A 26,085-nucleotide genomic window follows, 5' to 3' on the forward strand; every position below is an offset into this window, starting at 1 on the left:
GCGGTTTTTATTTTTTAAATTGCTTTATTATTTTTCGGTATTTCCATCGATGTATCAATAGATTGAGATTATGCCTTATATTCATGGATTCCCAATTTACATCAAACTTTATGTCTTGATCTCCAATATATATTGGACGTGAAATCTTTGTATGAAACATGGGAGGATTATCCTTTATTGTTTTAAAATACTCCTGATCTAAATTAGATTTCCTAAAGTATTGGATTTCAATGATGGTCAAATTTCTCTTTACTTTGAATGCATAAAGCGTAATGTCATACAGATCATTATATTTTTTATACAATTCTTTTACGGCCAATTGTAAGTCTTGTGGAGCTTTTTTATTGTTAATTGTCTTTCTGATTTTACGATAGTCTTTGTGGTCAGGAGAATCAAACTCATTATAATCTGATACAATGTACAAGCAATTTTGAGATATTTTATTCCAACAGAACTTTTCTACTAATTTAAGTAGATCAGCTAAAGATTTTTTCAAATCATTTTCAAATGCCTGCTTAGACATGAAAAGTCTTTTTCAATTAATTCAGATATTCTTTTTTATCAAGTCTTAAATCCATTACTTTACCCGCTCTTTTTATTCTGATTCCGATTGTTTTATAATCCCTTTCTACCCTATTCATCATATAATGACAAGCAGATTCCTGATTCAAATGATCCAAATCCACATCATTAATACTTAGAATAGAATCTCCTATTTCTAAAGGAGAACCCTTTTCTTTAAATACAAATGCTACCACTGGTTTCGCATCAATAAAACGGTATCCAAACCCAAAAGATTCTAATGTAGGTGGATTATTTTTAATCTTCTTCATATAGATCTTTTTATTCTGCCAATCCATAATAAACGTAAAATCTTTAAAGAAATCATTTCCAATCAGTCTTGAATTTCCTGTCATGATCATTTCGTTTCCAAATGCCTTATTTCCAAATCCCAGCTCAGAAATTTTAAAAATAAAACCTGAAACCGGTTTTCCAGCACCAAAAGCTCCTACAGAACTTATTCCAAATGTTTCAACAGTTTGTTTTACTTTTTTAGGGTCATAATCGCTATCTGATATTTTAATTCTCCCTGTAAATCCAGTATCAAAAGTAAGTTTAATTTTTTTATCTAAAATTTTAGTTTCTATAACGGGAGTTTTCTGAGTTTGCGGATCAAATGGAACAACTGTTTCATAATCATCAAACTTAAAATTCAACAGATCTTTTGTTGCTTCTAAAGAATTTTCTGAGTAATTCACTCTCCAGAATAGTTTTGCCATCTGATTGGCGCCAAGAATACCATCAATTTTAAAACATCCCAACTCGGAAGCACTCAGATCCATTACTATTGCGCCAATATTTTTAAAAATAACATGATCAACAGTCATCTCCGGCAATTTGGTAAAGATCTGTTCCTGTTTATTTTTCTGGGAATCTTTTACTTTACTTGTATGTTCTTTCTGAAGATTAAGCTCAGTATAGATCGCATTAGAAATAACCGTAGGAGCACCGGAATCAAACAGAAAATTATATAATTTACCGTCGATACTCACTTTTACAAGAGGCAGATCATTAGTGAAATTTAAGTTGATCTTCTCAATAGGATTGGTTAATTCGACTTCTCCGGTTTCGAAGAAGCGTTTTCCCTGAGCTGGAGATATAATTAATAAAAATAGAAATAATAGGGATGAAATCTTCTTCATGAATTTATTTTGGGCTAAAATAGGGATTTTGTGATTGATTAAGAAATAAAATGCAGTCTTCCTAAATGAGTAAATGATATTGTATCCTCTTTAAAATCATGCTTAACATAGCTTTAAATTACAAAAAAAAGCCGGCTTAAAAGCCGGCTCTCTGTATAATAAAATTTGGATTATTTCACTTTTACAAGTTCAACATCGAAGATCAACCAAGCGTTTGGTGGAATTACTCCTCCTGCTCCTCTTTCTCCGTAACCCATTGAAGATGGAATCAATAAAGTAGCTGTTTCACCTTCTTTTAACAATAGGATACCTTCATCCCATCCTTTGATCACTCTCCCCATTCCGATAGGAATATCGATAGGTTCATTTCTTTTGAAAGAAGAATCGAATTCGGTTCCGTCTACTAATTTACCAGCATAGTGTACCGATACATTATCTCCAGATTTTGGAGCTTTTCCGTCAGTAGTTTTTGTGATTTTATAGTATAAACCAGATTCGGTTTTCTGCATTCCAGCTTTTAAGTTTTCTACTAACTTCTCCTGGTTTGCTTTAAATTCTTCTTCTTTTTTCTTTTTCTCAGCTTCTTCTTTTGCTAAATAAGTTTTGTTGTTTTCCTGGATTTTAGCTTTCCCTTCATTGAAAGTTTTTGCAGCATCATAGTTTTTGAATTCATCTCCTTTGCTGAAAATGCTTACTTTTTCTAAAACAACATCTGTTTTAGGCTTATCCTGAGCACCTTTCTCAACATTAGCGATTGCATCAATCACATCATCTCCTTTTACTACTTTTCCGAAAATAGTGTGTCTTCCGTCTAACCAAGGAGTAGCTACTTCAGTAATGAAAAACTGAGAACCATTGGTATTTGGTCCAGAGTTAGCCATTGATAAAGTTCCCTTCCCAGTGTGTTGAAGGTCATTTTTTTCGTCCTCGAATTTATATCCAGGATCTCCCATTCCTGTTCCCTGAGGATCTCCCCCCTGGATCATGAAATCTTTGATCACTCTATGGAAAATAGTTCCGTCATAAAAAGGAACTCCCTTTGCTTTAGATTTGTTATCAATTTTCCCTTCTGCAAGACCAACAAAGTTAGCTACAGTAACAGGCGATTTTTTGTCTTCAAACTTTACAATAAGATTTCCTTTAGATGTTTGAAGATTCGCATAAAGTCCGTCTTTAAGACCTTCGTAAGTTTCTTTGTCTACGTTCATTTTTTTATAAATTGGTGTACAACTCATCAGCGAAATACTTGCCGCTGCCAGAATTATATTCTTGTTAAACAATTTCATTTATAGAGCTTTTAATTTTATGATTAATGGGATATCGTTATTTATTTTTTTCTCGTCTCCATAGGTGCCATAAGCAAGAGAAGATGGAACCAAAATCGTAACTTCCTCACCATCACGTATAAAACGCAAAGCATTTTCTACCGCTTTTAATTCATCAAAGTGCCCGAATTTGGCATCTCTCCTTTCAAAAGGCTCATCATAGATCTTCGTCTGATCGAAATCATAAAGATCATAAGAATAAGAAATCAGGGAATTATCCGGTCTTCTTTCTCTTGTATCAAAACCTTCAGTATCTACCCAGTAATTAAGCTGTGTTGGATAAAATTTCACAGACTGCCCATTGATCCATTCCTGAATATGCATTCTTTCCGAAGCATTAAGATTTTTCATCCTTGCTTTAGAAACATCAAGATCTTTTTGGCTCAAAACCCCACCTAGAGGTGGATGTGTCTGTGTATTTCTGTTACAGCTCAACAGCCCCAATACTGATATGAAGAGTATTTTTTTCATAAACTTTTGCGAAAATAAGCATTTCACAGGATATAAAAAACAAAAAAAGCCAAGAATGTCTTGGCTTTTATATAAATTCTTAAGTTGGAATTAAACTGTTTCCAATACATTTTTCTCAACCAGTACTCTCCATCCGAAAGAATCATCAGAATGATTAGTCTGTAGATCAACTAAATCATTTTTAAGAATTGCAGCAAAACTTTCCTCATCAGATAATTTAGGTAAGTCTAATTTCTCTCCCTGATATCCTAATGCCTGGAAAATAGTGGTTACAACCGCTGTTCCTACACCCCAAACTTCTTTTAATGTCCCGTTCTTCTGAGCTTCTACAACAGTTTTTACTGCAATTGGCTCAACTTTAACTTCAATTCCTCTTTTCTTAGCCAATTGGATGAAACTGTCTCTTGTTACTCCGTCTAAGATTTTTTCTGAAGTTGGTGGTGTATAAACCGTATCATTAATTCTAACGAAAACGTTCATTGTTCCACTTTCTTCAAAATATTCGTGAGTAGAATCATCTGTCCAGATAATTTGATCATATCCTTCCGCCATTGCTAATTGAGTAGGATAAAAAGATGCAGCATAGTTTCCTGCAGCTTTAGCTGAACCAACACCTCCGTTAGCAGCTCTTGAATAATGATCAGAGATTTTTACAGAAACAGGTTCTGTATAATAACTTTTCGCTGGCGTTGCAACAATTGCAAACATATATTTTTCAGATACTCTCGCTTTTAAAGCTTCTTCTGTAGCAAAAATCAAAGGTCTGATATATAAAGACATTCCTTCTCCCTGAGGAATCCAGTTTCTGTCGATATCTACTAACGCTTTCAAACCATCTAAAAACATTTCTTCCGTTACCTCAGGCATAGCAAGACGCGCAGCCGACTTATTGATACGTTCAAAATTCTTTTCAGGCCTGAAAAGGAAAACTTGACCATCTTCGTCTTTATAAGCTTTCATTCCCTCGAAACAAGCCTGCCCGTAATTTACACCCATCATTGCAGGCGTAAATGCCAAAGGACCATAAGGCACCAATTTTACGTCCCCCCACTTTCCATTCTCATACTCACATATCACCATATGATCTATGAAAGTATTCCCAAAAGAAAAATTATTTGGGTCGAATGAAGAAAGTCTGGAATTCTCAGTTTTTTGAATTATCATTTCTAAAATTTTTTATGATGTTCTACAAATTTAACATAATTTTCTAAATATAAAAATTTTACACTAAATTTGACAAAAAAAAGGGTGAAAAGAGAAATAAAGACCACTAATGACGGAAGTAAAACACTGTTTATCAATGAATTAAATGAAAACTACCATTCTCACCATGGAGCCTTACAAGAAGCGGAACATGTGTTTATCAAAAATGGACTAAATTTAATAAATGATTACGAAATTAATATTTTAGAACTCGGTTTTGGAACAGGTTTGAATGTTTTGGTTACAATTAATGAATATTTAAAAACTGACAAAAATCATGTTATTAATTATTTTTCACTAGAAAAATATCCCATAAATGAATCAGAAATCAAAAATTTAGCCTATTTTGAACTTTTTGATAACATAGAATTCAAAGAAATTTATCATAAAATTCATCAAGCAGAATGGGAAAAACCAGTTGAAATCATTAACAATTTTAATCTAAAAAAGATTAAATGTGATTTTTTTGAACTAAAAGATCTCGATTTACCTAAAATAAACCTAGTTTATTACGATTGCTTCGGTGCGCGTGTACAACCAGATCTTTGGGAAAAACCCCTGTTTGAGATGGTTTCCGACAAAATGAATATTAACGGATTATTAACAACCTACTCTTCTAAAGGGAGTGTAAGAAGAATTCTTCAGGAACTGAATTTCAAAGTAGAAAAGAAACAGGGTCCACCGGGTAAGAGAGAAATGCTTAATGCAGTTAAATTATAGTTGATCTTAGAGATTAGAGATTAGAGATTAGAAAAATAAACTTTGATATACTATATTATATATGATGTATTTGGTTAAAATTTTTAAAATTAAATTGTTTTATTATTCACCACCAACTTTTAACTTCTAATTTCTAATTTCTAACAAATTTCCTTATTTTAGCTATACAAAATAGTATATATGATAGACAACATCAACGTTAGAGTTTATGCCTGTGCTGTGAAGGATAAAAAAGTTCTAACCTTATTTGAAGAATATGCCGGAGATCAGTTAATAAAATTTCCTGGTGGTGGTTTAGAATATGGGGAAGGTTTATTAGAATGTCTTCATCGTGAATTTGATGAAGAGCTTAATGTAAAAATTGATGTTGTAGAACATTTTTATACGCAGGAGAATTTTTTAGTTTCGCGTTTCCGCGAAAATGAACAACTCCTTACCATATATTATATAGTCAATATAATTAATGAAGAAGATTTCCTTATTCTTGATCCTTGTATTGAAAAAACGGAATGGATAGCAATCGACAGACCAGATAATCCTTTTCCTTTACCTATAGATCAAATTGTATTTGATAAACTAAAAGAAAAATACCTGTAATTGCTTACAGGTATTTTTTTATTTTTTCTTTACTTTAAAATCACCAGCTCCCGGATATGGCTGAAGATAACCAGAGTTCCAATTTGACTGCAATAGTGATTCTAAAAATTCATCCGTTCTGTTTCTATGAGGATCATACTGATCTTTAAGATCTATACTTGCCATTTTTCCCTTTACATTCCACCAGAAAGCACTCCATCCACCTCTTAATTCTTTAATGATCTCAAATACATTCTTTCCGGTCGCTCTGTTCATGAGCTTTGCAAAAACCTGACCTTCTGTCGTAGTAAGATCACGTAACTGCTTTTCGTATTGATCGGCTAACATATTCTGCCGGTCTCTCACATATTTCCTTTTTGCTTTACTATCCAGATTAGTCATCTCTTTCTGAATATCTCTGTACTGTTGTAAAGCAGCTACAAATAAAGGATATACCCTGTAAAGTTTTTTATTAAGAAAATAGTAATAATTTCTGTCCAGTTGGTTATTGAATTTTGGCTTGTTGAGTAATATCAACTCATCCATCACAACTACTGTTTCTCCATTTATTTCATAGAACTTGGCTTTCTGTCTTTCATCATAATAATATTTATTTCCAAATTCATCTACTTTTAGCTCCTCCGGAGGGTACTGACTCAGGGGTTTAGCAATAATAGAATCTGTTTGTCCAAAAACACCAATCCCAAAAAAGAAAAGAAAAAGACAAATAATCTTGCTAAAATTCATTATTTTTACGCGTATTAGAGTAAAAATTGAACGCAAAAATCATTCCTTTTTATGAAATTTGAAAAGAAATCTTTAAAATTTTTAGAAAAATACTTAAATACATCCTCACCGACCGGTTACGAGCATAAAGGACAAGAAATCTGGATGGATTATATTCGGCCATATGTAGACAAAATTGAAGTCGATCATTATGGAACCTGCTATGGAATTATTAATCCTGAAGCAGAGTTCAAAGTGGTTATCGAAGCACATGCGGATGAAATCTCCTGGTACGTTAATTATATTACGGATGACGGATTAATTTATGTGATCCGAAATGGAGGTTCAGATCAAACGATCGCTCCATCAAAGGTTGTTCACATTCATGGAGAAAATGGCATCGTAAAAGGAGTTTTCGGATGGCCAGCCATTCACACCCGAAGCGCTAATCAAAACGAACCAACACCAAAAATCGAAAATATCTTCATCGACTGCGGAGCCACTACCAAAAAAGAAGTTGAAGAAATGGGTATTTACGTAGGTTGTATGATCACTTATCCAGACGAATTCTTTGAAATGAATAACCGTTATTTTGTCTGCAGAGCTTTAGACAATAGGATTGGTGGATTTATGATCGCAGAGGTAGCAAGACTTTTAAAGGAAAATAAAAAAACGATTCCTTTTGGTCTATACATTACAAACTCCGTTCAGGAAGAAGTAGGTTTATATGGAGCAGACATGATTGCTGATACGATAAAACCAAATATCGCTATTGTAACTGATGTTACCCATGACACTACAACACCTATGATCGAGAAGAAAAAAGAAGGTGACCAAAAATGTGGTGACGGGCCTGTAATTTTCTTTGCCCCTAGTGTTCATCACACGATCAGAGAATTAATCATTGATACGGCAAAAACTAAAAAGATCCCTTATCAAAGAGCGGCTGCCAGCAGAGCAACAGGAACGGATACGGATGCTTTCGCACATTCCAATGGCGGTGTTCCAAGTGCCTTGATTTCTCTACCTTTGCGCTACATGCATACAACGGTAGAAATGGTTTCAAAAGAAGATGTCGGAAACGTTATCTCATTAATCTACGAAACGATTTTGAAGATAAAACCGGAAATGAAACTGAAATATCATTAATAAAGATACTCGATAACAGATGTCAGATATCAGACTTTTGGGAAAAGAACCAAGTCTGACATCGGGTATCTTACGTCTGACACCTTTAGTAAATCTAATATAAAAGTAAAAATGAAAACTAAGCTAATTGCTCCTTCCCTATTATCCGCAGACTTTGGGAATCTGCAAAGAGACATTGAAATGTTGAACAATTCTCAGGCCGACTGGTTCCATATCGATGTCATGGATGGGAGATTTGTTCCAAACATTTCATTTGGTTTTCCTGTGATGAAGACTGTTCAGCAACATGCTAAAAAATTTGTTGATGTTCATTTGATGATCGTTGAACCTGAAAAGTATGTTGAAGAATTTATTGATCACGGAGCTGATTTAATTTCTATCCACTATGAGGCTTGTACGCATTTACACCGAACGATCCACCTTATTCAAAGCAGAGGAGCTAAAGCAGGAGTTGTGCTTAATCCTTCTACTCCGGTTTTAATGCTGGAAGATATTATTGCGGATGTCGATTTGGTGTTATTAATGAGTGTAAATCCAGGATTTGGAGGACAAAAATTTATTGAAAATACCTATAAGAAGATTGCTGAAACTAAAGATTTAATTTTAAGCAACAACTCTACTGCGTTAATTGAAGTGGATGGAGGTGTTAACTTGGATAATGCGTCGAAATTATTTGAAGCCGGAGCTGATGTTTTAGTAGCCGGAAACGCTGTTTTCTCATCTGAAAGTCCTGAAAGAACAATAGAGCTTTTAAAAATTTAAATATAGAAATTACTATATCATATCAAAAGGCAGCTGTTAGGCTGCCTTTCTTCTTTGAAAATCTGAGCTTACGATGGTTATTAGTTTCAGTCTTTTAGACTTTAATGCTTAAATTTTCTTTGTTCTATGCTGAAGTAAAGATCTCAATAAATACAAAACGGTGCATCCGTAGAAATACTGAATTTGCAATAAGTATTTATACTGAATCTATGATTCTGCTTTAGTCCAGACACAGGCACATATAACCAAGAGTATACTCAAGGTTGAGCATATAGCACGTATGGTATTTAGAAAATTCCATCTGTTTTCAAAAACTTCACGCATCTTCTTTAATCCTTCTGCTGTAGAATCTACTATATTAAACTGATCCAACTGATCATTTAGAGGAACATTTCCCACTATCGTAACTCCAAAAACCCCAATGAGATAGATTATTGTTGCCAATAACAATAACATGAATACAGGGTTTTGTGCCCTATATAAAAAAGTAGAAATGGGAAGCATCGCTGCTGTCCCCATAAAACTCAGGAAGAATACAGGATTTAGAATTTCCCTGTTAATAGACTGCATTGCTTTCAGATATTCTGCATCTGATAATTTCCCCAGGCCTAATACCACCGAGCAGGAATATGCGTAAAAAAGGCCACCTATAAGAGCCGTTAATACAGCAGTTAAAATTAATAGAATTGTTGTCATTTTCATAGTTTTTGTTTTATGGTTCTAATGTTGATATATGAGTAACGCCCTTAATAAGGATTCCATTTTTTTATAATACTCTTAGCAGTATTGATCATCTCTATATCCCAATCATCTGTTTTAAAATAGTGAAATGTTTGACTTTTAATCAATTCCGGTTTATCATCAAACAGCAGCTTTGTTAAGCGTGTCTGATCTTCATATAATTGTAGATCCTCGAGCGGTGAAACTAAATTAACATTTTTTTTCTCCCAGATCGCCGGATAATTATCTTCATGATATTCAATGCTATCGATAATCTCTCTGACTCTTCTAAAATCATCAAAAAATGCTTCTTTTTCATCTTTTGTTTTTATGGTCCCCCCCCAGTCTTTCAATAATAATATATTGCAGGTTTTCACACTTTGGAAGTACAAAAGGAAGAATATTTAATATTTCTTCAGGAATAGCATCATCATGGGTATCTCTGCGAATTAGTTTATTTTTAGTGTAAATACTTTGATTCCAGCTTCCTCCGGAGAGATGTATTTCCTTAACTTTTTCTAAAGGATAAGCACTAATAATTTCCTCGAGCTGAACGTCAAAATTATAGGCCTGGCAATAGATATTATGAAGATCCAGAATTAAAAACCCATCAATATCCGTAATCAGCTGATCAAGAAACTGTCCTTGTTGTTTTACATCTTCTATAGAAAAAGAGAAAGCTAAGTTTTCAATTCCTATTGGAACATTTACAACATCTTGCAGCCTTAAAAGTCTGTCCTTTCCTATTTGTAGTGTTTTGGAGTTCAAGGAAACCGGCAAAGGAATACCTTGATGAAAGTTTTCTGTATTCATAAAACCAAAATGCTCAGTTATATGATTATAATGGCGCTTTTCAGTTTCAGTTTTTAGATTATTAAGCCACTCTTCCTGTCTTTCTGTCCATTTCGCATCAAAAAGGGAATAATAGACACCATGACCGATCAGACGGTTATTTTGAGAATAAAAATCCAGTAAACCTTTTAGCCATTCAGGTTCTTCTACATCATAAAAAGTATCAAAAGACCATTCTAAAATTTCTATTTGGTTGTTTTCAAATAAAGGCAAAATAGCTGAAACAAAATCTGCCTCAGCCATCATTGATAATCCTAATAGCGGTTTTTTCATAAGTTAACCCATACCACATGCTACGCAAGGATAATTCTTTCCTCTTAAAATAGTATCTTTTTTAGCAATAGGTCTTGTATTACTTTTAGGAACCTCTGCTTTTCTTACTTTCTTTATTGGCTTTTTAGTTTTCTTTACAGTAGGTGTAGTAGTCTGTGCAGATAAACTTACCGTTACTAAACCTGCCATCAATAATGCTGGTATTTTCATAATCTATATTTTAATGAATGGTTACAAGAATTATTCCATTGCATTATATCAAAAATACTATAATAAAAACAAAATTATCCCATCTATTTTATGATAAGATTATAGTTGAAACTTTTTTATTGAGAAAAACATATTAGCACTTTATCAATAGGGGTTTTGTAAGACACTTTTCCTATTTTTGAGATTAAAATAAAAAACATGAAATGCAGATTTACCGGATTGTTCCTGTTAGGATTGTCATTAGCTGCCCATATGAATGCCCAATCCCTATCAACTGAAAATAAGAAAATGGAATGGTTTCAGGATGCTAAACTTGGAATTTTTATCCATTGGGGAATTTATTCTGTAGATGGAATTTCGGAATCATGGTCCTTTTTTAATAATTATATTAACCATGAAAACTACATGAAGCAGCTTAATGGGTTTTCTGCATCGAAATTTGATCCTGAATATTGGGCAAAGCTAATTAAGGAATCCGGAGCTAAATATTCTGTGATAACTACAAAACATCATGATGGCGTTTCACTCTGGGATTCTAAAGCTGAAAAAGCCATTACCATTCCTGAAAATTCTTTAGCAAAAAAGGATGTCTTAACACCTTTTGTCAATGAACTTAAAAAATCAGGAATAAAAACGGGACTCTACTATTCTCTTCCGGATTGGAGTCATCCCTATTATGATATCAATACAAGAATTAAAAAAAGGTATGAAATTAAAAATGATCCTAAACGCTGGCAAAGTTTTATTCAGTATTACCAAAGTCAATTAAATGAACTTTCAAATCAGTATAAGCCGGATTTATTATGGTTTGATGGGGATTGGGAACATACTTCGGAAGAATGGCAAGCTTCACAGACGTTGGAAAATCTAAGAAAGTTCAATCCGAATATTATCATTAATTCAAGATTAAACAATCATGGAGATTATGAAACTCCTGAACAGGGTATTCCCGTAATTGCTCCACAAAATAAATATTGGGAATTATGTTATACTATGAATGATTCATGGGGGTATCAGCCTTTTGATACTCATTATAAAACCCCGAATATGCTGATAAGAACTTTGGCAGATGTAATAAGTATGGGTGGAAACCTTCTACTTGATATGGGTCCGAAAGCTGATGGAAGTGTTTCTGAAGAACAGGTTAAAATTCTAAAGAATATGGGACGATGGACTTCAAAATACCCTGAAGCCATTTATGCTACCCGACGCGGATTACCTTTTGAAAATTATAAAGGAAAATCAGCACTTTCTGCTGATGGAAAATCCCTCTTTTTGTATCTGGAGGAAGCAAAAGATCTCATGAAAATCTATGGTATAAAAACTAAACCTATTTCTGCAAAAATCATCGGAGATAATAAAGCAAAAATAAACTTTGATCTTAGTAAAAACAATACTTTAACCCTTAATCTTTCAAATACACAATTTGACGAGGATGTAACAGTAGTTCAATTAACATTTAATGATCCACTTAAAATATTAAAAGATTTCCCACTAGAAAAAAAATCACTCTCAGATGTAATAAACAATAAAAATACAAAAGAGACAATTTATAACATTGCCAACCAAATAAATGATGGAAACAATGTATTAGATCATTCTGGACTTACTAATGATGGTATGGATATGACCATTCCAAAAACTAATACAAACCCTGAAGTTTTATCATGGATCAGTAAACATGCTGAAGCTCTTTTCGATACCGGCAAAGGATTACCAGGTGGCCACTATTCAGGAATGAGCACCCTTTCGAAGGATAAACAAACCCTTTATCTTTTTGTAGAAGGAATTCCCAGCGGACCTATTGCCCTGAAGGGAATTAAAAATGGGATCTCAAGAATCAGAATTGTTGGTGAAGGTTCTATGATCAGCCATCATATTTTTAATAAATTATATTGGAGTGACAGACCGGGAATTATTTATATTGATGCTCCAAAAGAAAGATTGGATAGGAATATGACTATTATTGCCGTATTACTTGATAAACCTATTGAGTTATACAGGGAAAAAGTAGGTGCTATCGAAAGTAACCTGTAACAACATTGCTGGCTGAGGCTATCCACACCCTACCTTTTTGTAAAACAGAAATCCGGAGAATAATCCCCGGATTTTATATTTTGAAAAAATCTTTTATCTTAAAAAATCTCTCTTCCAGAAAAATGGAATTGTGCTTCAATAAGAGCATTTTCATTAGAATCTGAACCGTGAACCGCGTTCTCTCCAATGCTTCTTGCGAACATTTTTCTAATAGTACCTTCTGCAGCCTCAGCTGGGTTAGTAGCACCAATTAGAGTTCTGAAATCTTCAACAGCATTGTCTTTTTCTAAAACAGCTGCTACGATTGGACCTGAACTCATAAACTCTACTAATTCCCCATAGAATGGTCTTTCAGCATGTACTTCGTAGAATTTTTTTGCATCAGCAACAGTAAGTTGAGTTAATTTTAAAGCTTTGATTTTAAAACCTCCTTCTGCAATTTTACCTAATATAGCACCGATATGTCCATCTGCTACTGCGTCAGGCTTAATCATAGTGAATGTAATGTTAGACATAAATGTATATTTTTTTTAATGGCGCAAAATTACAAAAAAATATTCTTACTTCTATTTTAATTTTTTTTTAACATAAAAATAACTTTTATTAAGAAATGCGAAATAAATCTTGGCACAGTAATTGTTTATTTTATTGCGATTCTCATGTTTAATTTGAGTTTTCATGGTTATTAGTTTTTACCCAGCTTCGGCTGGGTTTTTTATTATGAATACTCATAAAATTTCCTACTAACCTTTGCGAAAAAATCCCCAAAATCTTCGCCTAAAATCCAAAAAAGGTAAAAATCAACAATTTATTGTTCAAAAAATGCTCTCAAATATGATAGCATAAATGGCATAATTTCATTCAGAATTACTCAATTTTGTCATAAATTATTCATTTTGAATTAATATTTATGTATTATGCCAAAACTTTTTTCCGGGAAAAAGTATAATAAGCAAAATATACTGCAATTGCTGCAAGTAAAATACGCGCAATAATCATTGGCATGACCGATTTAGATTCTAAAAGACCAACTAATGCTGACATTAAGAAAGTAACCATCAACTGCATAAACCCCATTAATGCCGCAGCTGTTCCACGTCCTTCTTTAAAAGGAGACAATGCATGTGCCGTAGTAATAGGAAACAGAAGACCTATTGCTATAAGGGAGGAAAATAAGACTGCTACTTCCAAACCTACATTCAACTGCACTATTGATACCATCAAATGTAGGCAACTCATAGAAAGAAGCAAAATTGCTGCAGATAATAAAATTTTCGTATCCCTTATCCTTTGCGCTAATTTCGGTGTTATATATGCAGCAAATATCAACGCCATCGAATTAAAAGCAAATATAAAGCTGAATACTTCACTGGAGAACCCATGAATTTCCATAAATAGTAACGGAGCATTGGAAATATAAATAATCAATGAAGCAAAAGCGATACTTCCAATGATGGTATTGCTTATAAAATCTCCATTTGAAATGATAATTTTTAAGTGATGTTTTAATTTAGTTTCGGACGATGTAGTTTCAGGCGATGTTATCCTTGAATTGGTTTCCGGCACATACTTAGCGACCAGTAATAAGGTTAAGGCTCCTAAAATACTTAAGAAACTGAATGCACTGTTCCACCCCCAGAATCTAAGAAATACACTTCCCAAAAGCGGCGCTACAATGGGTGCGATCCCACTTATCTGTGATTGTTTAGAAAAAATAGTTACTGCCTTTTCTTTGTCATATAAATCGATCACAATTGCTCTGCCAATAACGATACCCGCACTTCCTCCAAAGGCCTGAAGAAAACGCATCATCCACAATACATAAATATTTTCAGTGAAAATAATAGCAACTGCTCCCACAATGAAAAGAATTAAACCACAATAAAGCATTGGCTTTCTTCCTTTTTTATCGGATAATGGTCCCCACAACAGCTGTCCAATAGCAAAACCTGCAAAAAAAATGGAAATAGAAATTTGTATGTGGCCAATATCTGTCTGAAAGATTTTTGCCATACTTGGAAAAGCAGGTAAATATAAATCGATACTCAAGGACTCAAGGGTGTTCAAAAGAGCTAAAATAAATACAATAATACTCAGGTTTTTCATAAAGAATTTTTAAATCATTATTCGCCAACATTATGACTTCTACGATGTGCAAAATTCTTATAAAAAAAAGGAAGACCCAATAAAACAACTGAGGGGATACCAGCACAAACTGAAGATTTCCTTAGAATTGATCTTTTATACTTTTAAAATGTTCCGGATTATATCCTGTTTGCTTTTTAAAAAACCTTGAAAAATAAGAAGCTTCATTAAATCCTAATTTAAAAGCAACTTCTTTTATCGTTAAAGCTCCAAAGCTTAGTTCTCTTTTAGCTTCCAGTAAAATCCGTTGGGCAATCATCTTTTTCACTGTAGTTGCCCTTGAAATACGAACAATATCATTAAGATGATGAGTGCTTACATTAAGTTTTTCTGCGTAAAACTTGGTTTCCCTTTCTGTGATATAATATTCTTCAATCAGAACAATCAGGTTTTGAATGCGCAGTTTATCATTCACTAAAGATTCCTGCGAGGTAAGATCTTCAGTAATAATGATGCAAAAAGCTTTAAGATAAGCTTTGATCAAATTCATACGGGAACTTCCATGATATTCCTGCTCAAGGAGTTTTATCAGACCATGACAGGTCTTTTGACTTGCTGTATCTAAAAAGAAAGGCTGCGTGCCACTGGTTAAAATAACCTCTATCTCACAAATTTCCTGAAAAATTTCTCTACTGATGGCAAAAACATAGCCTTTCTCACCACGAAGCTTCATATTAAATACCTGCCCCGGAGCTATAATGCATATCTGATTGTTTTTGATCGTGTAGTGCTCAAAATCCAACTCCAGCTGGCTGTCTTCTTTAACCTTATTGAACCAGAGGATTTCAAAAAAGTTATGCCGGTGAATATCATCAAAATTTTCGGGATGTCCCCCTTCCAGGGTTGTCAGCTGAAATTCCTGATATGTTAGATTATGGATAGGAATATGTTTTTCCTGGCTCATGAAGAAGATTATTTTTGAGAAGCTTCTTCTGCTTCATCCATCAGTTTTATATATGTAGAATATCTTGAATACTGAATCTCTCCAGTTTCAATCGCATCAAGAACGGCACATTTTGGTTCATTAACATGCATGCAATTGTGAAATTTACATTCTTTTCTTTTTCTAAAAATTTCAGGAAAATAATGCTGTACTTCTTCTTTCTGGATATCAATCATCGCAAACTCTCTCACGCCTGGTGTATCTATTACATTCCCGCCAAAAGCCCAAAAATGCATTTGAGCAAAGGTGGTAGTATGTTTTCCTTTAAGATGAGAATCTGATATTTCAGAAGTTTTTAAATTCAGTCCTGGTTGTAAAGCATTCACTAAGGTAGATTTCCCACATCCTGAATGCCCAAAAAACACCGATGTTTTATCTTTTAAAATCTCCTCTAAATCTTCTAAATTAAGTCTTGAATAAGAAGAAATTTCTAATGAATCATATCCAATTTCCTGATAAGTAAATTCGATATCTTTTACGATCTCTATTTCCTCTTCATTTAAGACATCTATTTTATTGAATAAAATTAATGGTGTTATATTATAAGCTTCACAACATGCCAGAAATCTATCTAAAAAACCCAGGGATGTTTCAGGATGCTTAAGTGTAAAGATAAAGCATGCCATATCAATATTGGATGCAATAATATGAGCTTCTTTTGAAAGGTTAACAGATTTTCTGATCAGGTAATTTTTACGTGGTTCTATTTTAGTAATCCATGCGATATCATCCTGTTCAAGTTGAAATTCCACATAATCTCCTACAGCAAGTGGATTGGTAAGACGTGTTTTTATCAGTTTGAATTTTCCGCGAATTCTGGCCTCGAAAATTCTACCGGTTTCCATTTCCAAAACCTGATACCAACTTCCTGTAGATTTAATTATTTTTCCTTTCATATTTTATTGACTGCAAATATAAGGAATTAGGGCTTAGGATTCAGGTTTAGAAATATAACATATAATACTATTATTTTCCATCCCTAGTTCCTAAGCCCTAAAAATATTAATCCTGTTTCTAATTATCTGTCGATCATAATATTATTCTGTACTTCAATAGATTCTTCGTGAATCGCTTTGAAAACTTTCTCAATAAATTCCTGAGACATTCCTGTTTCTTTAGCTTTCTGAGTAGCATATTCAGTAATTACTTTCCAACGTTCAGGCTGGAAAATAGCGATATCATTTTCTTTTTTAAGTTTACCAATCTTTTCAGAAACTTTCATTCTTTGAGAAAGCAGTTCGATTAATTGAAAATCGAGATCAGAAATTAATGTTCTGTGTCTACCCATTTCTCCATCAAATCCTGCTAATCCAGAGTTTCTTATTTTCAAATTACCTATTAATTCCGCTAAAACTTCCGGAGTAATTTGCTGTGAAGCATCGCTCCATGCTTCGTCAGGATTACAGTGACTCTCGATAATAGCTCCCTGGTAACCAACATTCATAGCTTCCTGGGTAACATCTGCTAATCCTGTTCTGTTTCCACAGATATGAGAAGGGTCAATTAACATTGGAATATTTGGAAACTGACTTTTAAAATCTAAAGCAATCTGCCAGTTAGGATTATTTCTGTATTTAGTTTTTTGGTATGTTGAGAAACCTCTATGAATAGCACCAAGATTTTGAATTCCTTGTCCTAATAGTCTTTCTAAGGCTCCTATCCACAAAGCTAAATCTGGATTTACCGGGTTTTTAACCAATACTGTCTTCTCAGTTCCTCTCAAGGCCATTGCAATTTCCTGAACTGTGAATGGATTTACAGTAGAACGTGCTCCGATCCAAAGAATATCTACATCTGCTTCTAATGCTGCAAAAACGTGATGTGCATTAGCAACTTCTGTAGCGGTTTTAAAGCCATATTCTTCTTTTACTTTTTTCAACCAGTTTAATCCGATCACTCCTACTCCTTCAAAACCATTGGGTTTGGTGCGGGGTTTCCAGATACCAGCGCGGAAAATAGGAACCTGAGCATTTGTTTCTCTAATTCTTTTTGCCGTCTCCAACATTTGAGCTTCACTTTCAGCACTACAAGGTCCAGCAATCATTAATGGTTGTGAAAACTCATTAATCCAATCGTTTTTTAAATCTTTTAAAGTCATATTTTTTATTTTTAATATTATACACAAATAGTTCTTCCCTTATAAAATTTACTTTATAATTCTTTTCAAAAAATGCCGTTTAAAAATTTTTAATGGGATCAGGAATTAAAATGAGAAGACCTTTTATTCCTATTTTTTGGAAAGAAATTTAATTAGTAATACCAATAAAATCGGTAATAACTTCTAAAATTTCTATAATAAGTAGCCGAAAAGCTAAAATAGCCGCTAAAATAATCAGCGGATATAAAACCAAAAAGGTTTAAAGTAGACAGATATGGGATAAATAATTTTTCCACTTTATACTGTGAATCGTCTATTTCTAGCTTTACAATTAATAATTTGTTTTTGTCAAAAACTTATTTTAAACAAAAATATTTGACAAAGATATAAAATTATGACAAATCAAACTTCATTAAATCATCAAGATCTTTTAGTAAAGGATTTTTCTCTATAAACTTTTCAAATATCTTTTTCTTCGTAACAACCTCTATCTTAAGATTTTGAATGTCTTTTTTATAATCAATTTCAATAGAATAATTAAGTACTTTTCTTTTAAAATGATTGAAGAATTCGCCACTTATTTTATCAAATTCAACTTTTGCGGAGTCCGAGGGGTATAAAACCTGAACATTACTCTCGTCAATTTTAACCAGTTTAAATGATTTAACAGCATTATAAACAACAGCTTGTTTGAATTGGATTTGTTTCAAGAACAAATTCCATTCCATTAGCAGATCTGTTTCCGTAAAATGATGTTGTGGCAGATTATCTGTTTTAGTAACAACCGTTTCTTCTTTCTCTTCTTTTTCCTCTTTATTAATGAAGGAATTAATACTGAATCCAGATGAAAAACCTTGCTTTGACAAGGGTTTGGATGTTTTTTTAACAACAATTTCCTGAGGAATATCACCTGAACCAGAAGGTTGTTCAGTTTTTTCTTCTTTAATTGGCTGTGGTTTCTCTTTCTGAGGAAGTTTTATTTCCTGTTTTTCACTAAGAAATGGAGCTAATATTATAAACTTTTTTTTTTAGCAACGTCTCCTTGAGCCGTCAGAGAAGACAATTGCATTAATGCAATTTCTACAGTAAGTCTGGGATTTTTAGAATTTTTATAATTAATATCCGCATGGTTGCAGATCTCAATAGCATCAATCAATTGTTGTGCATTCCATTTCTGACTTTGCTCAACAAATTTAATCTTTGTTTTTTCACCTACTTCAATTAAGTCGATTGTTGAAGTATTCTGAGCCATCATAAGATCTCTGCAGTGATTTCCTAATCCTGCAATGAATATATGAGGGTCAAAGCCTTTCTTTACAATTTCATTAAATGCAAAAAGGACTTCTGGAATTTTATTTTCTTTAGCAAGATCTAAAATATTCAGATATTGGTCATAGTCCAGAATATTAAGTACTTCTGCTGCTTTAGCAAGTGTAATGTTCTTTTGGGAAAATGTAGAAAGTCTATCAAAAATAGAAAGGGCATCTCTTAACGCACCATCTGCCTTTTGTGCAATAAGATATAAAGCATCGTCTTCATATTGAATATTCTCTTTTTGGGCAATAGTCCTCAAATGCCCTTGAATATCTTCTATAACGATCCTTTTAAAATCATAAATCTGACAACGGGATAAAATCGTAGGAATGATCTTATGCTTTTCCGTGGTTGCCAGAATAAAAATTGCATGTGCAGGAGGTTCTTCAAGTGTTTTAAGAAAAGCATTGAAGGCTGCAGAAGACAGCATATGTACCTCATCAATAATATATACCTTATACTGGCCAACCTGAGGTGCAAAACGAACCTGATCGATCAGTTCACGAATATCATCAACTGAGTTATTAGAGGCAGCATCAAGCTCATAAATGTTATAAGCAAAACCATCTTCTGAAACGGAACCATCTTTTTCGTTGATCTTTCTGGCCAGGATTCTGGCACATGTAGTCTTACCAACACCACGAGGCCCGCAAAATAGCAAAGCCTGCGCTAATTGGTTCTCTTCAATTGCATGTTCTAAAGTATCTGTAATGTGGGACTGCCCAACAACAGTGTCAAACTCTTGTGGGCGATATTTTCTTGCAGATACTATGAAATTTTCCATTGGTCAAAAATAAGAAATATACTTCTAATCTGAAAGCCAAAAGTTTTCAAATTATCCACAAATTTATTTTTAATCAAACCGGTAAATCTTATTGATCATCTTTTTTCTGGTAAGCAAAATCTATAATATCAACAATAGCTTTCTCAATTTCAGATCTTCCTTCATCGGTCTTCATATTAAGTCCACAAAATTCAGTTGCATTATATGCAGGATACAGATTTAAATAATAGGCTCCTGAAACAATCAAAGCCATAATTGCTCTAAATCTCTTTGCATTTTTTCCAAAATAAGGATCTGTAACATTTTCGAATAAATTAGCTCCTACATCTTCTCTTTCCTGTACTAGTTTTCGAAGGATCGGTTTACTTTCTGAAAGCTCCCAAAGGATGATTTTCTGAAGTTCTTTATTTTTCTTTAAGCTCTCAAACTGAGTAAGAATCCCTTGTGTTAAAGCCTCTTTACCAATAGTAGTGGCTTTTTCTTCTTCTATATTGGGGCTAAACTTGCTCCAATAATCCTGAGACTTTATATATTCATCAATAAGTTTATCAGTACTACCAAAATACTCATAGATCAGTTTTTTATCAAACCCGGCTACAGCTGCAATTTTACTTACTTTCAGGCCTGAATAACCTTTTACTCTCAAAATTTTACCAACTGCTGCAAGCAGTTTTTGTTTTGTTTTCTCTTTGTCCCTAATGGGACCTTGCACCACTTTTCTAGGCATAATTATTTATTTTTTCGCAATATGCAATTTTTTATTAATATCATCAAATACATTGAGTGTTTTATCTAGATGTTCTTTTTCATGTCTTGCCGTTACACTCATTCGGATACGTGCATCTTTCCTCGGCACAGCGGGATACATAATAGGATTCGTATAAACTCCTTTTTCAATTAATATTCTACCGATATCCCACATTTTACTTTGATCTCCTATTTTCACAGGAATAATAGCTGAGCAGGTAATTCCGGTATCCAATCCCAAATCATCGAGTCCTTTTTTAAAATAATTGATATTATTCCAAAGTTTTTCTCTCCAAATCGGTTCTTCATCTATCAAATCAATAGCTTTAACTATTCCTGCTGAAGAAGGCGGTGCTGTTGCGGAAAAAATTTGCTGTCGGGATTGAAATTTAAGAAATGATGCTATTTTTTTATTAGCGATCACAAATCCTCCAAGGTTACCGAAAGTTTTACTAAATGTACCAGTTATAAAATCTACTTTATCCAGCAAACCTGCCTGCTCAAGGGTACCTCTTCCTGTTTCTCCTAAAATTCCAACACCATGTACATCATCTACCATGATATAGGCGTTATACTTTTTCACAAGATCATATATCTCATTGATGCGAGAAGTATCACCATCTTGTGAATAGACACCATCCACAACAACAAGCTTCGTACGGTACATATTTTCAGATATCTTCAAAATGTGTTCCAAAGCTTCTAAATTATTGTGTGGAAATGTTTTTTTATTTGTAAAAGCACATCCTTCATGAACGCTGGCATGTACAGCCATATCTAAAATTGCAATATCTTCTTTCTGCATTAAAATCTGTAAAGTTGCACTATTCGCCGTATACCCGGTCGTAAATAATACTGCTTCATCTTCATTTCTCCCAAAAAAACTTGAAATTCTTTTTTCTAAAGCATAGTGGTAATCGAAGTATCCACCAATAAGCGGTGTGGCTCCTGTGCCTGTTCCATATTTTTCAATCCCTTCAATAGCAGCCTGCTTTATTTTCGGGTGTTGTGTAAACCCTAAATAGTCACTGGAAACAAAGCTTACATACTCCTTATTTTGGTTGGCAATATTTATATTTAATGTTGCATTGGTTCCCGACGTATTTTTCAATCTGTAATTCATGTGTCCTCTGGACTTCATATGATCTAGAAATTCATAAAAATACTCTGCTCTTTGATTAATATCGTAATCTGGAATGTTCTCAAAATCCTTAAAAGTTGCTGTTGCAAAATTAATATTCATCCTTTAAATTATTAGTTGTTTAGTAAACAAATATATAAATATTTCACATCGATTACTTTTAATTTTCATCGAAAATATATTATGTATATAACATTTTAACCTTATTCATTGAAAATCAAATAATTTAACAACATAACCTATTTATATTAATTTATATTAACAGCTATTGAGGTCTATCCAGGGGCATTTAAACAGGTATAATAAAAAAAGCGACAGTTTTCACAATCGCTTTTTTCATCATTTTTTGGTCACTTATCTGGTGGTATATCCTCCATTTGCAAATATGGTTTGGCCTGTAATCCACCAGCCATCACTTACTAAAAATTCTATTAATGGTGCTATATCTTTTATATCAGTTAAGCCTCCTAATGCAGAAGCAGATTTATGATAGTTTACAGCATCATTATTTTCTTGTCCGTAAAAGAAAGGAGTATCCATTGGTCCGGGTGCTACGGCTGTTACGGAGATCCCACGATCACCAAATTCTTTGGAAGCCATTCTAGTAAAATGTTCTACAGGTGCTTTTGCTCCTGCATATGTTGAGTACAACCCTGTGTAAGCAGCTAATAATGATGTTACAATTGTACATATCTTACCATTGTCATTTAATTTTTTACCGGCTTCCTGAATAAAGAAGTATGCCACTTTAGAATTAATATTAAACATGGAGTCATATTCTGCTTCAGTAGTTTCTACAAAGGGTTTCTTAAGAACCATTCCAACTGTATTGATGGCAATATCAATCCCACCGTAGGTTTTTACGGTTTCATCAAATAATTTAGTGATATTATCAACTTTTGTAAGATCTCCCTGAAAAAGAAAAGCTTCAGCTCCTAAAGCTTTGACCTCCGCTAACGTTTTCTCACTTTCCTGTTTTGAACTTTCACTGTTGTAATGAATAGCAAGCTTTGCTCCTTTTCTGGCAAAATCTCTGCTTAGCAAGCCACCAAGGTTCTTTCCACCACCAGCTATTAATACCACCTTTCCTGTTAGGTCATTTTTCGACATAATTATGTATTTTTTAATTAGTATGTCTTACAAATATGATTATTAGCGATGATGTTTCTATGGTGAACTTTTCGGTAATTTATTCTGATTTATGTTTCTATACTCTCCTGGAGTCAGATTCGTCCATTTTTTGAAGAATTTGGAAAAATTGGAAGGATCATAAGTAAATATTCTGGCTATTTCTGCAATGGACCGATCAGTTTCTGACAGCATGATCTGAACCTGTTCAATAATTTTAGTATCGTAAAAATGACAAGGATGATTTCCTTTTTCTTTTTTAACCGTATCGGTAAGGTGTGTATGAGAAATCGCAAGATGTACAGCTATTTCGTTAAGTTCCATAAATTCAGAAGTATTACCAGAAATAACATTCTGAATATGCTCATCTAAGAATGCCAGATACTTATTGGTAATTTCCTCTCCTCTCTTTACATTTTTTTCTTTTTTCTTCATATACGTAGCTTTATGTCTTTTACTAAAAGTACGAATTAAAAAAAAATATACCGAATATATATGGTGAACTTTTATGAAGATCAGAACACTCTATTAATTAATGAAAGCTTTCATTAAAGGCCTTTATTGAATTTTTTACTTTCAGTTTTTCAAGAATATTCTGTCTATGGCGGCTAACTGTATTAACGCTTATAAATAGGAATTCTGCAATCTCCTTACTGGTAAAACCCTCGCCTACAAATTTCAAAATCTCTAATTCCCTTTGCGACAAAATATTCCTGTAGTTAAGTTTATCCTCTACTACTACTTCTCCTTTTACAGAGTTTACAATGAGAAAATCTGAAGGTAAAAGAATTGACTGATCTATGGAGATACTATAGAGACATAATGCAAATCTAAGTTTTCCGTTGTATGGTGAATACACATAGAACATCCTATGCTGCACAAATTTATATTCCTCATTTTTGTCTTTTATCCGTATTCTCGACAAAACACTATAATCCTGTCGTGCTTTAGGTTTCAATGAATCCATGAGTTTGAAAAATCTTAATTCGTGAATGTATTTTTTAAGCTTATCATCAGGATGTATTTTTTTTAATATCTCCTCTTCCCAAATGGAATCGATGAGCATAGGATTTTCATCCACATTTAAACCTAATTCGAAAGCTGTATTGGATTTATAAACATAGCTCTTATTAGCCTGCATGTCGCTTAATACTGAAATTGTATTTTCGATTTGAGAATACATCAGAGCAGTATTCTTGTAAGTATCAATACCCAATAAACATTCATTGCTTTTATTTAGATCTTTGTTTAGCAATTTTTCATTCAACGTTTCTACAATCTTCATAAAATGGTTATTTATCAGTATTGATGATAATACGGTTAAGTTATACTTTTGCTAAATTAATAATTTACATCCAGTTATACTTATAACAATAGATATTTGTAAAGATGAAGAGAATAATTTTAAGTTTTTGTGCAGTACTTCTTATAAATAAGAGTTTCGCTCAGACATTAGAAAAAATGACATGGTTTAATGAACCTGAAAAATGGGAAGTTAAAAACAATACTCTATCAATGTTTGTTACTCCACAAAGTGATTACTGGAGGATTTCTCACTACGGTTTCACAGTAGATGATGCTCCCTTTTATTATACAACCTATGGTGGAGAATTTGAGGCTAAGGTAAAGATCAGCGGAAATTATAAAGCAAGGTTTGATCAGATGGGCCTGATGCTTAGAATAGATAAAGAAAACTATATCAAAGCGGGAATTGAATTTGTAGACGGAAAATATAATTTAAGTACTGTGGTAACTCATACAACCAGTGACTGGAGTGTGATCACTTTAGACAAAACACCATCAGCAGTCTGGATAAAAGCAGTAAGAAGGCTGGATGCTGTAGAAATTTTTTATTCTTTTGATGATAAAAATTACATCCTGATGCGTAATGCCCACCTTCAGGACAATATCCCTGTTATGGTAGGACTCATGGCTGCATGCCCGGACGGAACAGGTTTCAACGCTACATTTGAAAATTTCAAGGTAAAACATTTGCCTGATGAGCGTCGTTTAAAATGGCTTGAGAACAATAAATAACGATTGAATTACACTTCAATATACAGTCAATTTTTTTTTTAATTACCTCTCTTTTTGGGAGGTTTTTTATTGATCTGCCTTTAAGAAATCATAAAATACTTTTGCTGCCTTTTTTGTATAGGCATCTTTTAAGGATACAAACATAGCAGTCCGTATCATATTTTTTCCTTTAATGGGAATGGTAACCAGTTGATCCTGATCTATTGCAGTAGTTTCTGCTAAAATAGTATGCCAATTTCCACTTTTAACAACCTCTAATAAAGCCGCAACATCATTTATTTCCATTAAAACATCAGGTTTAAGTTCATTACTTTCAAATGCTTTCATTACAAACTTTGTGGTACTATATCCATTTGTTGGCATAGCAAGAGGAAGGCCTACAATTTCTTTAAGGGTCACATTTTCTTTATTTGCGAGAGCAGAATTTTTAGAAACAACCAAAGTCATTGGTGAAGTAAAAAGGGGTATATAACTGAAGAGCTGTTCTCTTGTCCCTTTCGCAAAAGTAAGGGCAAAGTCAAGCTCTACATGATGAAGCTTTTCCATGAGTTCCGAAGTAGTTCCGAATACGATGTTAATTTTAACATAGGGATATGTATCTGAAAAACGAATCAGTGCTTTAATCAAAGTTGACCGCAGACCATAAGTAACGCCAATCGTCAGCTTTCCGCTTTTCAATTCTTCCAGATCCCGCAGTGCCAATAAGCCCTCCTGAGACTTTAAAAGAGATTTTTGAGCATATACTCCAAAAACCTTACCCGCCTCTGTAAGTGTAATCCGTTTTCCAATTCTGTTGAATAATGGAGTTCCTAATTCTTCTTCCAGCTGTTTGATCTGTTGTGAAAGAGTACTTTGGCTGATATATAAATGATTAGCAGCTTCCGTGAAATTAAGTAGTTCTTTAGCTTTTAAAAAATATCGCAGCTGTCTAAGTTCCATTTACAATTGATTTTAGAATGAATATTTCTAAGAAAGAATTACAAATTTAGAAAATAGACAGCTTACAAATCTATTTCATTAA

At 33.4% G+C, this 26,085-nt stretch carries 29 protein-coding genes; 6 read left to right on the plus strand and 23 right to left on the minus strand.

Annotation, left to right across the window (positions count from 1 at the left end; genetic code table 11):
- Nucleotides 1-7: 7 nt before the first annotated feature.
- The 5 genes from AC3WRL_RS17335 to AC3WRL_RS17355 form a co-directional block, all read right to left on the minus strand.
- Entirely contained in the window at nucleotides 8-523 is a 516-nt protein-coding gene (locus tag AC3WRL_RS17335; RefSeq protein ID WP_492330840.1) for a hypothetical protein, read from the minus strand.
- A gap of 16 nt (nucleotides 524-539) precedes the next feature.
- Nucleotides 540-1,703 (minus strand): aspartyl protease family protein, encoded by a 1,164-nt coding sequence (locus AC3WRL_RS17340; protein WP_492330841.1) that lies wholly within the window; start codon nucleotides 1,701-1,703, stop codon nucleotides 540-542.
- A 170-nt stretch (nucleotides 1,704-1,873) separates the two neighbouring features.
- Entirely contained in the window at nucleotides 1,874-2,911 is a 1,038-nt protein-coding gene (locus AC3WRL_RS17345; RefSeq protein ID WP_492331021.1) for a peptidylprolyl isomerase, read from the minus strand.
- A 78-nt stretch (nucleotides 2,912-2,989) separates the two neighbouring features.
- Entirely contained in the window at nucleotides 2,990-3,499 is a 510-nt protein-coding gene (locus tag AC3WRL_RS17350; protein ID WP_214825622.1) for an FKBP-type peptidyl-prolyl cis-trans isomerase, read from the minus strand.
- Between the two features lie 90 nt (nucleotides 3,500-3,589).
- Nucleotides 3,590-4,663 carry a branched-chain amino acid aminotransferase gene (locus tag AC3WRL_RS17355; RefSeq protein WP_214825625.1) on the minus strand — a complete coding sequence of 358 codons (1,074 nt, stop codon included), beginning with the start codon at nucleotides 4,661-4,663 and terminating at the stop codon, nucleotides 3,590-3,592.
- An 84-nt stretch (nucleotides 4,664-4,747) separates the two neighbouring features.
- On the opposite strand from AC3WRL_RS17355, the gene mnmC2 reads away from it, so the two are divergent.
- Nucleotides 4,748-5,422, plus strand: a complete 675-nt coding sequence (gene mnmC2, locus AC3WRL_RS17360) for a tRNA (5-methylaminomethyl-2-thiouridine)(34)-methyltransferase MnmC2 (protein ID WP_214825627.1) — start codon at nucleotides 4,748-4,750, stop codon at nucleotides 5,420-5,422.
- Nucleotides 5,423-5,602: 180 nt separating this feature from the next.
- Complete coding sequence (locus AC3WRL_RS17365) at nucleotides 5,603-6,019, plus strand: NUDIX domain-containing protein (RefSeq protein ID WP_214825628.1); 417 nt, start codon at nucleotides 5,603-5,605, stop codon at nucleotides 6,017-6,019.
- 18 nt (nucleotides 6,020-6,037) lie between these two features.
- Here the strand turns inward: AC3WRL_RS17365 and AC3WRL_RS17370 are convergent, their stop codons facing one another.
- On the minus strand, nucleotides 6,038-6,745 hold the full coding sequence (locus tag AC3WRL_RS17370; RefSeq protein ID WP_214825630.1) for a DUF4294 domain-containing protein: 708 nt from the start codon (nucleotides 6,743-6,745) through the stop codon (nucleotides 6,038-6,040).
- 51 nt (nucleotides 6,746-6,796) lie between these two features.
- Here AC3WRL_RS17370 and chrP point away from each other — a divergent pair, with 51 nt between their 5' ends.
- Both chrP and rpe read left to right on the plus strand, forming a co-directional pair.
- Nucleotides 6,797-7,873, plus strand: a complete 1,077-nt coding sequence (chrP, locus tag AC3WRL_RS17375; protein ID WP_214825632.1) for a chryseobasin maturation metalloprotease ChrP — start codon at nucleotides 6,797-6,799, stop codon at nucleotides 7,871-7,873.
- Between the two features lie 111 nt (nucleotides 7,874-7,984).
- Entirely contained in the window at nucleotides 7,985-8,635 is a 651-nt protein-coding gene (rpe, locus tag AC3WRL_RS17380) for a ribulose-phosphate 3-epimerase (RefSeq protein ID WP_214825635.1), read from the plus strand.
- A gap of 207 nt (nucleotides 8,636-8,842) precedes the next feature.
- On the opposite strand, the gene chrI is transcribed toward rpe, so the two are convergent.
- From chrI to chrA, 4 genes are read right to left on the minus strand one after another with little or no spacing between them, the layout of a single operon-like run.
- On the minus strand, nucleotides 8,843-9,331 hold the full coding sequence (gene chrI / locus AC3WRL_RS17385) for a chryseobasin maturation helper ChrI (RefSeq protein WP_492330842.1): 489 nt from the start codon (nucleotides 9,329-9,331) through the stop codon (nucleotides 8,843-8,845).
- Nucleotides 9,332-9,381: 50 nt separating this feature from the next.
- Nucleotides 9,382-9,708, minus strand: a complete 327-nt coding sequence (locus AC3WRL_RS17390; protein WP_492330843.1) for a hypothetical protein — start codon at nucleotides 9,706-9,708, stop codon at nucleotides 9,382-9,384.
- Complete coding sequence (locus tag AC3WRL_RS17395; RefSeq protein WP_492330844.1) at nucleotides 9,671-10,480, minus strand: multinuclear nonheme iron-dependent oxidase; 810 nt, start codon at nucleotides 10,478-10,480, stop codon at nucleotides 9,671-9,673. The genes AC3WRL_RS17390 and AC3WRL_RS17395 overlap by 38 nt, the downstream gene beginning before the upstream one ends.
- Before the next feature lie 3 nt (nucleotides 10,481-10,483).
- Nucleotides 10,484-10,690, minus strand: coding sequence for an MNIO class RiPP chryseobasin precursor ChrA (gene chrA, locus AC3WRL_RS17400; protein ID WP_214825641.1), 207 nt, complete (start codon nucleotides 10,688-10,690; stop codon nucleotides 10,484-10,486).
- Nucleotides 10,691-10,888: 198 nt separating this feature from the next.
- Here chrA and AC3WRL_RS17405 point away from each other — a divergent pair, with 198 nt between their 5' ends.
- Nucleotides 10,889-12,727 (plus strand): alpha-L-fucosidase, encoded by a 1,839-nt coding sequence (locus AC3WRL_RS17405; RefSeq protein WP_492330845.1) that lies wholly within the window; start codon nucleotides 10,889-10,891, stop codon nucleotides 12,725-12,727.
- Between the two features lie 98 nt (nucleotides 12,728-12,825).
- On the opposite strand, the gene AC3WRL_RS17410 is transcribed toward AC3WRL_RS17405, so the two are convergent.
- The 12 genes from AC3WRL_RS17410 to AC3WRL_RS17465 all read right to left on the minus strand — a co-directional run bounded on the left by AC3WRL_RS17410 (nucleotide 12,826) and on the right by AC3WRL_RS17465 (nucleotide 24,312).
- Nucleotides 12,826-13,242: a nucleoside-diphosphate kinase gene (locus AC3WRL_RS17410; RefSeq protein ID WP_076355787.1), complete on the minus strand. Its 417-nt coding sequence runs from the start codon at nucleotides 13,240-13,242 to the stop codon at nucleotides 12,826-12,828.
- A 400-nt stretch (nucleotides 13,243-13,642) separates the two neighbouring features.
- A complete protein-coding gene (locus AC3WRL_RS17415) occupies nucleotides 13,643-14,833 on the minus strand; it encodes a multidrug effflux MFS transporter (RefSeq protein WP_214825646.1) in 1,191 nt (396 codons plus the stop codon).
- A gap of 121 nt (nucleotides 14,834-14,954) precedes the next feature.
- Nucleotides 14,955-15,776: a helix-turn-helix domain-containing protein gene (locus AC3WRL_RS17420; protein WP_214825647.1), complete on the minus strand. Its 822-nt coding sequence runs from the start codon at nucleotides 15,774-15,776 to the stop codon at nucleotides 14,955-14,957.
- An 8-nt stretch (nucleotides 15,777-15,784) separates the two neighbouring features.
- A complete protein-coding gene (gene rsgA / locus AC3WRL_RS17425) occupies nucleotides 15,785-16,711 on the minus strand; it encodes a ribosome small subunit-dependent GTPase A (RefSeq protein ID WP_214825648.1) in 927 nt (308 codons plus the stop codon).
- Between the two features lie 122 nt (nucleotides 16,712-16,833).
- Nucleotides 16,834-17,913: a chorismate mutase gene (locus tag AC3WRL_RS17430; RefSeq protein WP_214825649.1), complete on the minus strand. Its 1,080-nt coding sequence runs from the start codon at nucleotides 17,911-17,913 to the stop codon at nucleotides 16,834-16,836.
- Between the two features lie 392 nt (nucleotides 17,914-18,305).
- Entirely contained in the window at nucleotides 18,306-18,779 is a 474-nt protein-coding gene (locus AC3WRL_RS17435; RefSeq protein ID WP_214825650.1) for a DUF8439 domain-containing protein, read from the minus strand.
- 146 nt (nucleotides 18,780-18,925) lie between these two features.
- Nucleotides 18,926-20,011, minus strand: coding sequence for a DNA polymerase III subunit gamma/tau (gene dnaX / locus AC3WRL_RS17440; RefSeq protein WP_214825651.1), 1,086 nt, complete (start codon nucleotides 20,009-20,011; stop codon nucleotides 18,926-18,928).
- A gap of 88 nt (nucleotides 20,012-20,099) precedes the next feature.
- Entirely contained in the window at nucleotides 20,100-20,738 is a 639-nt protein-coding gene (locus tag AC3WRL_RS17445) for a TetR/AcrR family transcriptional regulator (protein ID WP_214825653.1), read from the minus strand.
- Nucleotides 20,739-20,744: 6 nt separating this feature from the next.
- On the minus strand, nucleotides 20,745-22,001 hold the full coding sequence (locus AC3WRL_RS17450; protein ID WP_214825654.1) for an aminotransferase class I/II-fold pyridoxal phosphate-dependent enzyme: 1,257 nt from the start codon (nucleotides 21,999-22,001) through the stop codon (nucleotides 20,745-20,747).
- Nucleotides 22,002-22,253: 252 nt separating this feature from the next.
- Complete coding sequence (locus AC3WRL_RS17455; RefSeq protein WP_261511989.1) at nucleotides 22,254-23,009, minus strand: SDR family oxidoreductase; 756 nt, start codon at nucleotides 23,007-23,009, stop codon at nucleotides 22,254-22,256.
- Between the two features lie 57 nt (nucleotides 23,010-23,066).
- Nucleotides 23,067-23,462, minus strand: coding sequence for a helix-turn-helix domain-containing protein (locus AC3WRL_RS17460; protein ID WP_214825658.1), 396 nt, complete (start codon nucleotides 23,460-23,462; stop codon nucleotides 23,067-23,069).
- 97 nt (nucleotides 23,463-23,559) lie between these two features.
- Nucleotides 23,560-24,312 carry a response regulator transcription factor gene (locus tag AC3WRL_RS17465; RefSeq protein WP_492330846.1) on the minus strand — a complete coding sequence of 251 codons (753 nt, stop codon included), beginning with the start codon at nucleotides 24,310-24,312 and terminating at the stop codon, nucleotides 23,560-23,562.
- Between the two features lie 104 nt (nucleotides 24,313-24,416).
- Here AC3WRL_RS17465 and AC3WRL_RS17470 point away from each other — a divergent pair, with 104 nt between their 5' ends.
- Nucleotides 24,417-25,064: a DUF1349 domain-containing protein gene (locus tag AC3WRL_RS17470; RefSeq protein ID WP_214825661.1), complete on the plus strand. Its 648-nt coding sequence runs from the start codon at nucleotides 24,417-24,419 to the stop codon at nucleotides 25,062-25,064.
- A gap of 66 nt (nucleotides 25,065-25,130) precedes the next feature.
- On the opposite strand, the gene AC3WRL_RS17475 is transcribed toward AC3WRL_RS17470, so the two are convergent.
- Nucleotides 25,131-26,003 carry a LysR substrate-binding domain-containing protein gene (locus AC3WRL_RS17475; RefSeq protein ID WP_492330847.1) on the minus strand — a complete coding sequence of 291 codons (873 nt, stop codon included), beginning with the start codon at nucleotides 26,001-26,003 and terminating at the stop codon, nucleotides 25,131-25,133.
- Nucleotides 26,004-26,085 lie beyond the last annotated feature (82 nt).

This window comes from Chryseobacterium sp. FW101-FHT12H09 (assembly GCF_058790395.1).

Excerpts from the sequence above, each read along its gene's own strand:
- AC3WRL_RS17335 (WP_492330840.1), bottom strand. The coding sequence starts at position 523 with ATGTCTAAGCAGGCATTTGAAAATGATTTGAAAAAATCTTTAGCTGAT.
- AC3WRL_RS17340 (WP_492330841.1), bottom strand. The coding sequence starts at position 1,703 with ATGAAGAAGATTTCATCCCTATTATTTCTATTTTTATTAATTATATCT.
- AC3WRL_RS17345 (WP_492331021.1), bottom strand. The coding sequence starts at position 2,911 with ATGAACGTAGACAAAGAAACTTACGAAGGTCTTAAAGACGGACTTTAT.
- AC3WRL_RS17350 (WP_214825622.1), bottom strand. The coding sequence starts at position 3,499 with ATGAAAAAAATACTCTTCATATCAGTATTGGGGCTGTTGAGCTGTAAC.
- AC3WRL_RS17355 (WP_214825625.1), bottom strand. The coding sequence starts at position 4,663 with ATGATAATTCAAAAAACTGAGAATTCCAGACTTTCTTCATTCGACCCA.
- AC3WRL_RS17365 (WP_214825628.1), top strand. The coding sequence starts at position 5,603 with ATGATAGACAACATCAACGTTAGAGTTTATGCCTGTGCTGTGAAGGAT.
- AC3WRL_RS17370 (WP_214825630.1), bottom strand. The coding sequence starts at position 6,745 with ATGAATTTTAGCAAGATTATTTGTCTTTTTCTTTTCTTTTTTGGGATT.
- chrP (WP_214825632.1), top strand. The coding sequence starts at position 6,797 with ATGAAATTTGAAAAGAAATCTTTAAAATTTTTAGAAAAATACTTAAAT.
- rpe (WP_214825635.1), top strand. The coding sequence starts at position 7,985 with ATGAAAACTAAGCTAATTGCTCCTTCCCTATTATCCGCAGACTTTGGG.
- chrI (WP_492330842.1), bottom strand. The coding sequence starts at position 9,331 with ATGACAACAATTCTATTAATTTTAACTGCTGTATTAACGGCTCTTATA.
- AC3WRL_RS17395 (WP_492330844.1), bottom strand. The coding sequence starts at position 10,480 with ATGAAAAAACCGCTATTAGGATTATCAATGATGGCTGAGGCAGATTTT.
- chrA (WP_214825641.1), bottom strand. The coding sequence starts at position 10,690 with ATGAAAATACCAGCATTATTGATGGCAGGTTTAGTAACGGTAAGTTTA.
- AC3WRL_RS17405 (WP_492330845.1), top strand. The coding sequence starts at position 10,889 with ATGAAATGCAGATTTACCGGATTGTTCCTGTTAGGATTGTCATTAGCT.
- AC3WRL_RS17410 (WP_076355787.1), bottom strand. The coding sequence starts at position 13,242 with ATGTCTAACATTACATTCACTATGATTAAGCCTGACGCAGTAGCAGAT.
- AC3WRL_RS17415 (WP_214825646.1), bottom strand. The coding sequence starts at position 14,833 with ATGAAAAACCTGAGTATTATTGTATTTATTTTAGCTCTTTTGAACACC.
- AC3WRL_RS17420 (WP_214825647.1), bottom strand. The coding sequence starts at position 15,776 with ATGAGCCAGGAAAAACATATTCCTATCCATAATCTAACATATCAGGAA.
- rsgA (WP_214825648.1), bottom strand. The coding sequence starts at position 16,711 with ATGAAAGGAAAAATAATTAAATCTACAGGAAGTTGGTATCAGGTTTTG.
- AC3WRL_RS17430 (WP_214825649.1), bottom strand. The coding sequence starts at position 17,913 with ATGACTTTAAAAGATTTAAAAAACGATTGGATTAATGAGTTTTCACAA.
- dnaX (WP_214825651.1), bottom strand. The coding sequence starts at position 20,011 with ATGGAAAATTTCATAGTATCTGCAAGAAAATATCGCCCACAAGAGTTT.
- AC3WRL_RS17445 (WP_214825653.1), bottom strand. The coding sequence starts at position 20,738 with ATGCCTAGAAAAGTGGTGCAAGGTCCCATTAGGGACAAAGAGAAAACA.
- AC3WRL_RS17450 (WP_214825654.1), bottom strand. The coding sequence starts at position 22,001 with ATGAATATTAATTTTGCAACAGCAACTTTTAAGGATTTTGAGAACATT.
- AC3WRL_RS17455 (WP_261511989.1), bottom strand. The coding sequence starts at position 23,009 with ATGTCGAAAAATGACCTAACAGGAAAGGTGGTATTAATAGCTGGTGGT.
- AC3WRL_RS17460 (WP_214825658.1), bottom strand. The coding sequence starts at position 23,462 with ATGAAGAAAAAAGAAAAAAATGTAAAGAGAGGAGAGGAAATTACCAAT.
- AC3WRL_RS17465 (WP_492330846.1), bottom strand. The coding sequence starts at position 24,312 with ATGAAGATTGTAGAAACGTTGAATGAAAAATTGCTAAACAAAGATCTA.
- AC3WRL_RS17470 (WP_214825661.1), top strand. The coding sequence starts at position 24,417 with ATGAAGAGAATAATTTTAAGTTTTTGTGCAGTACTTCTTATAAATAAG.
- AC3WRL_RS17475 (WP_492330847.1), bottom strand. The coding sequence starts at position 26,003 with ATGGAACTTAGACAGCTGCGATATTTTTTAAAAGCTAAAGAACTACTT.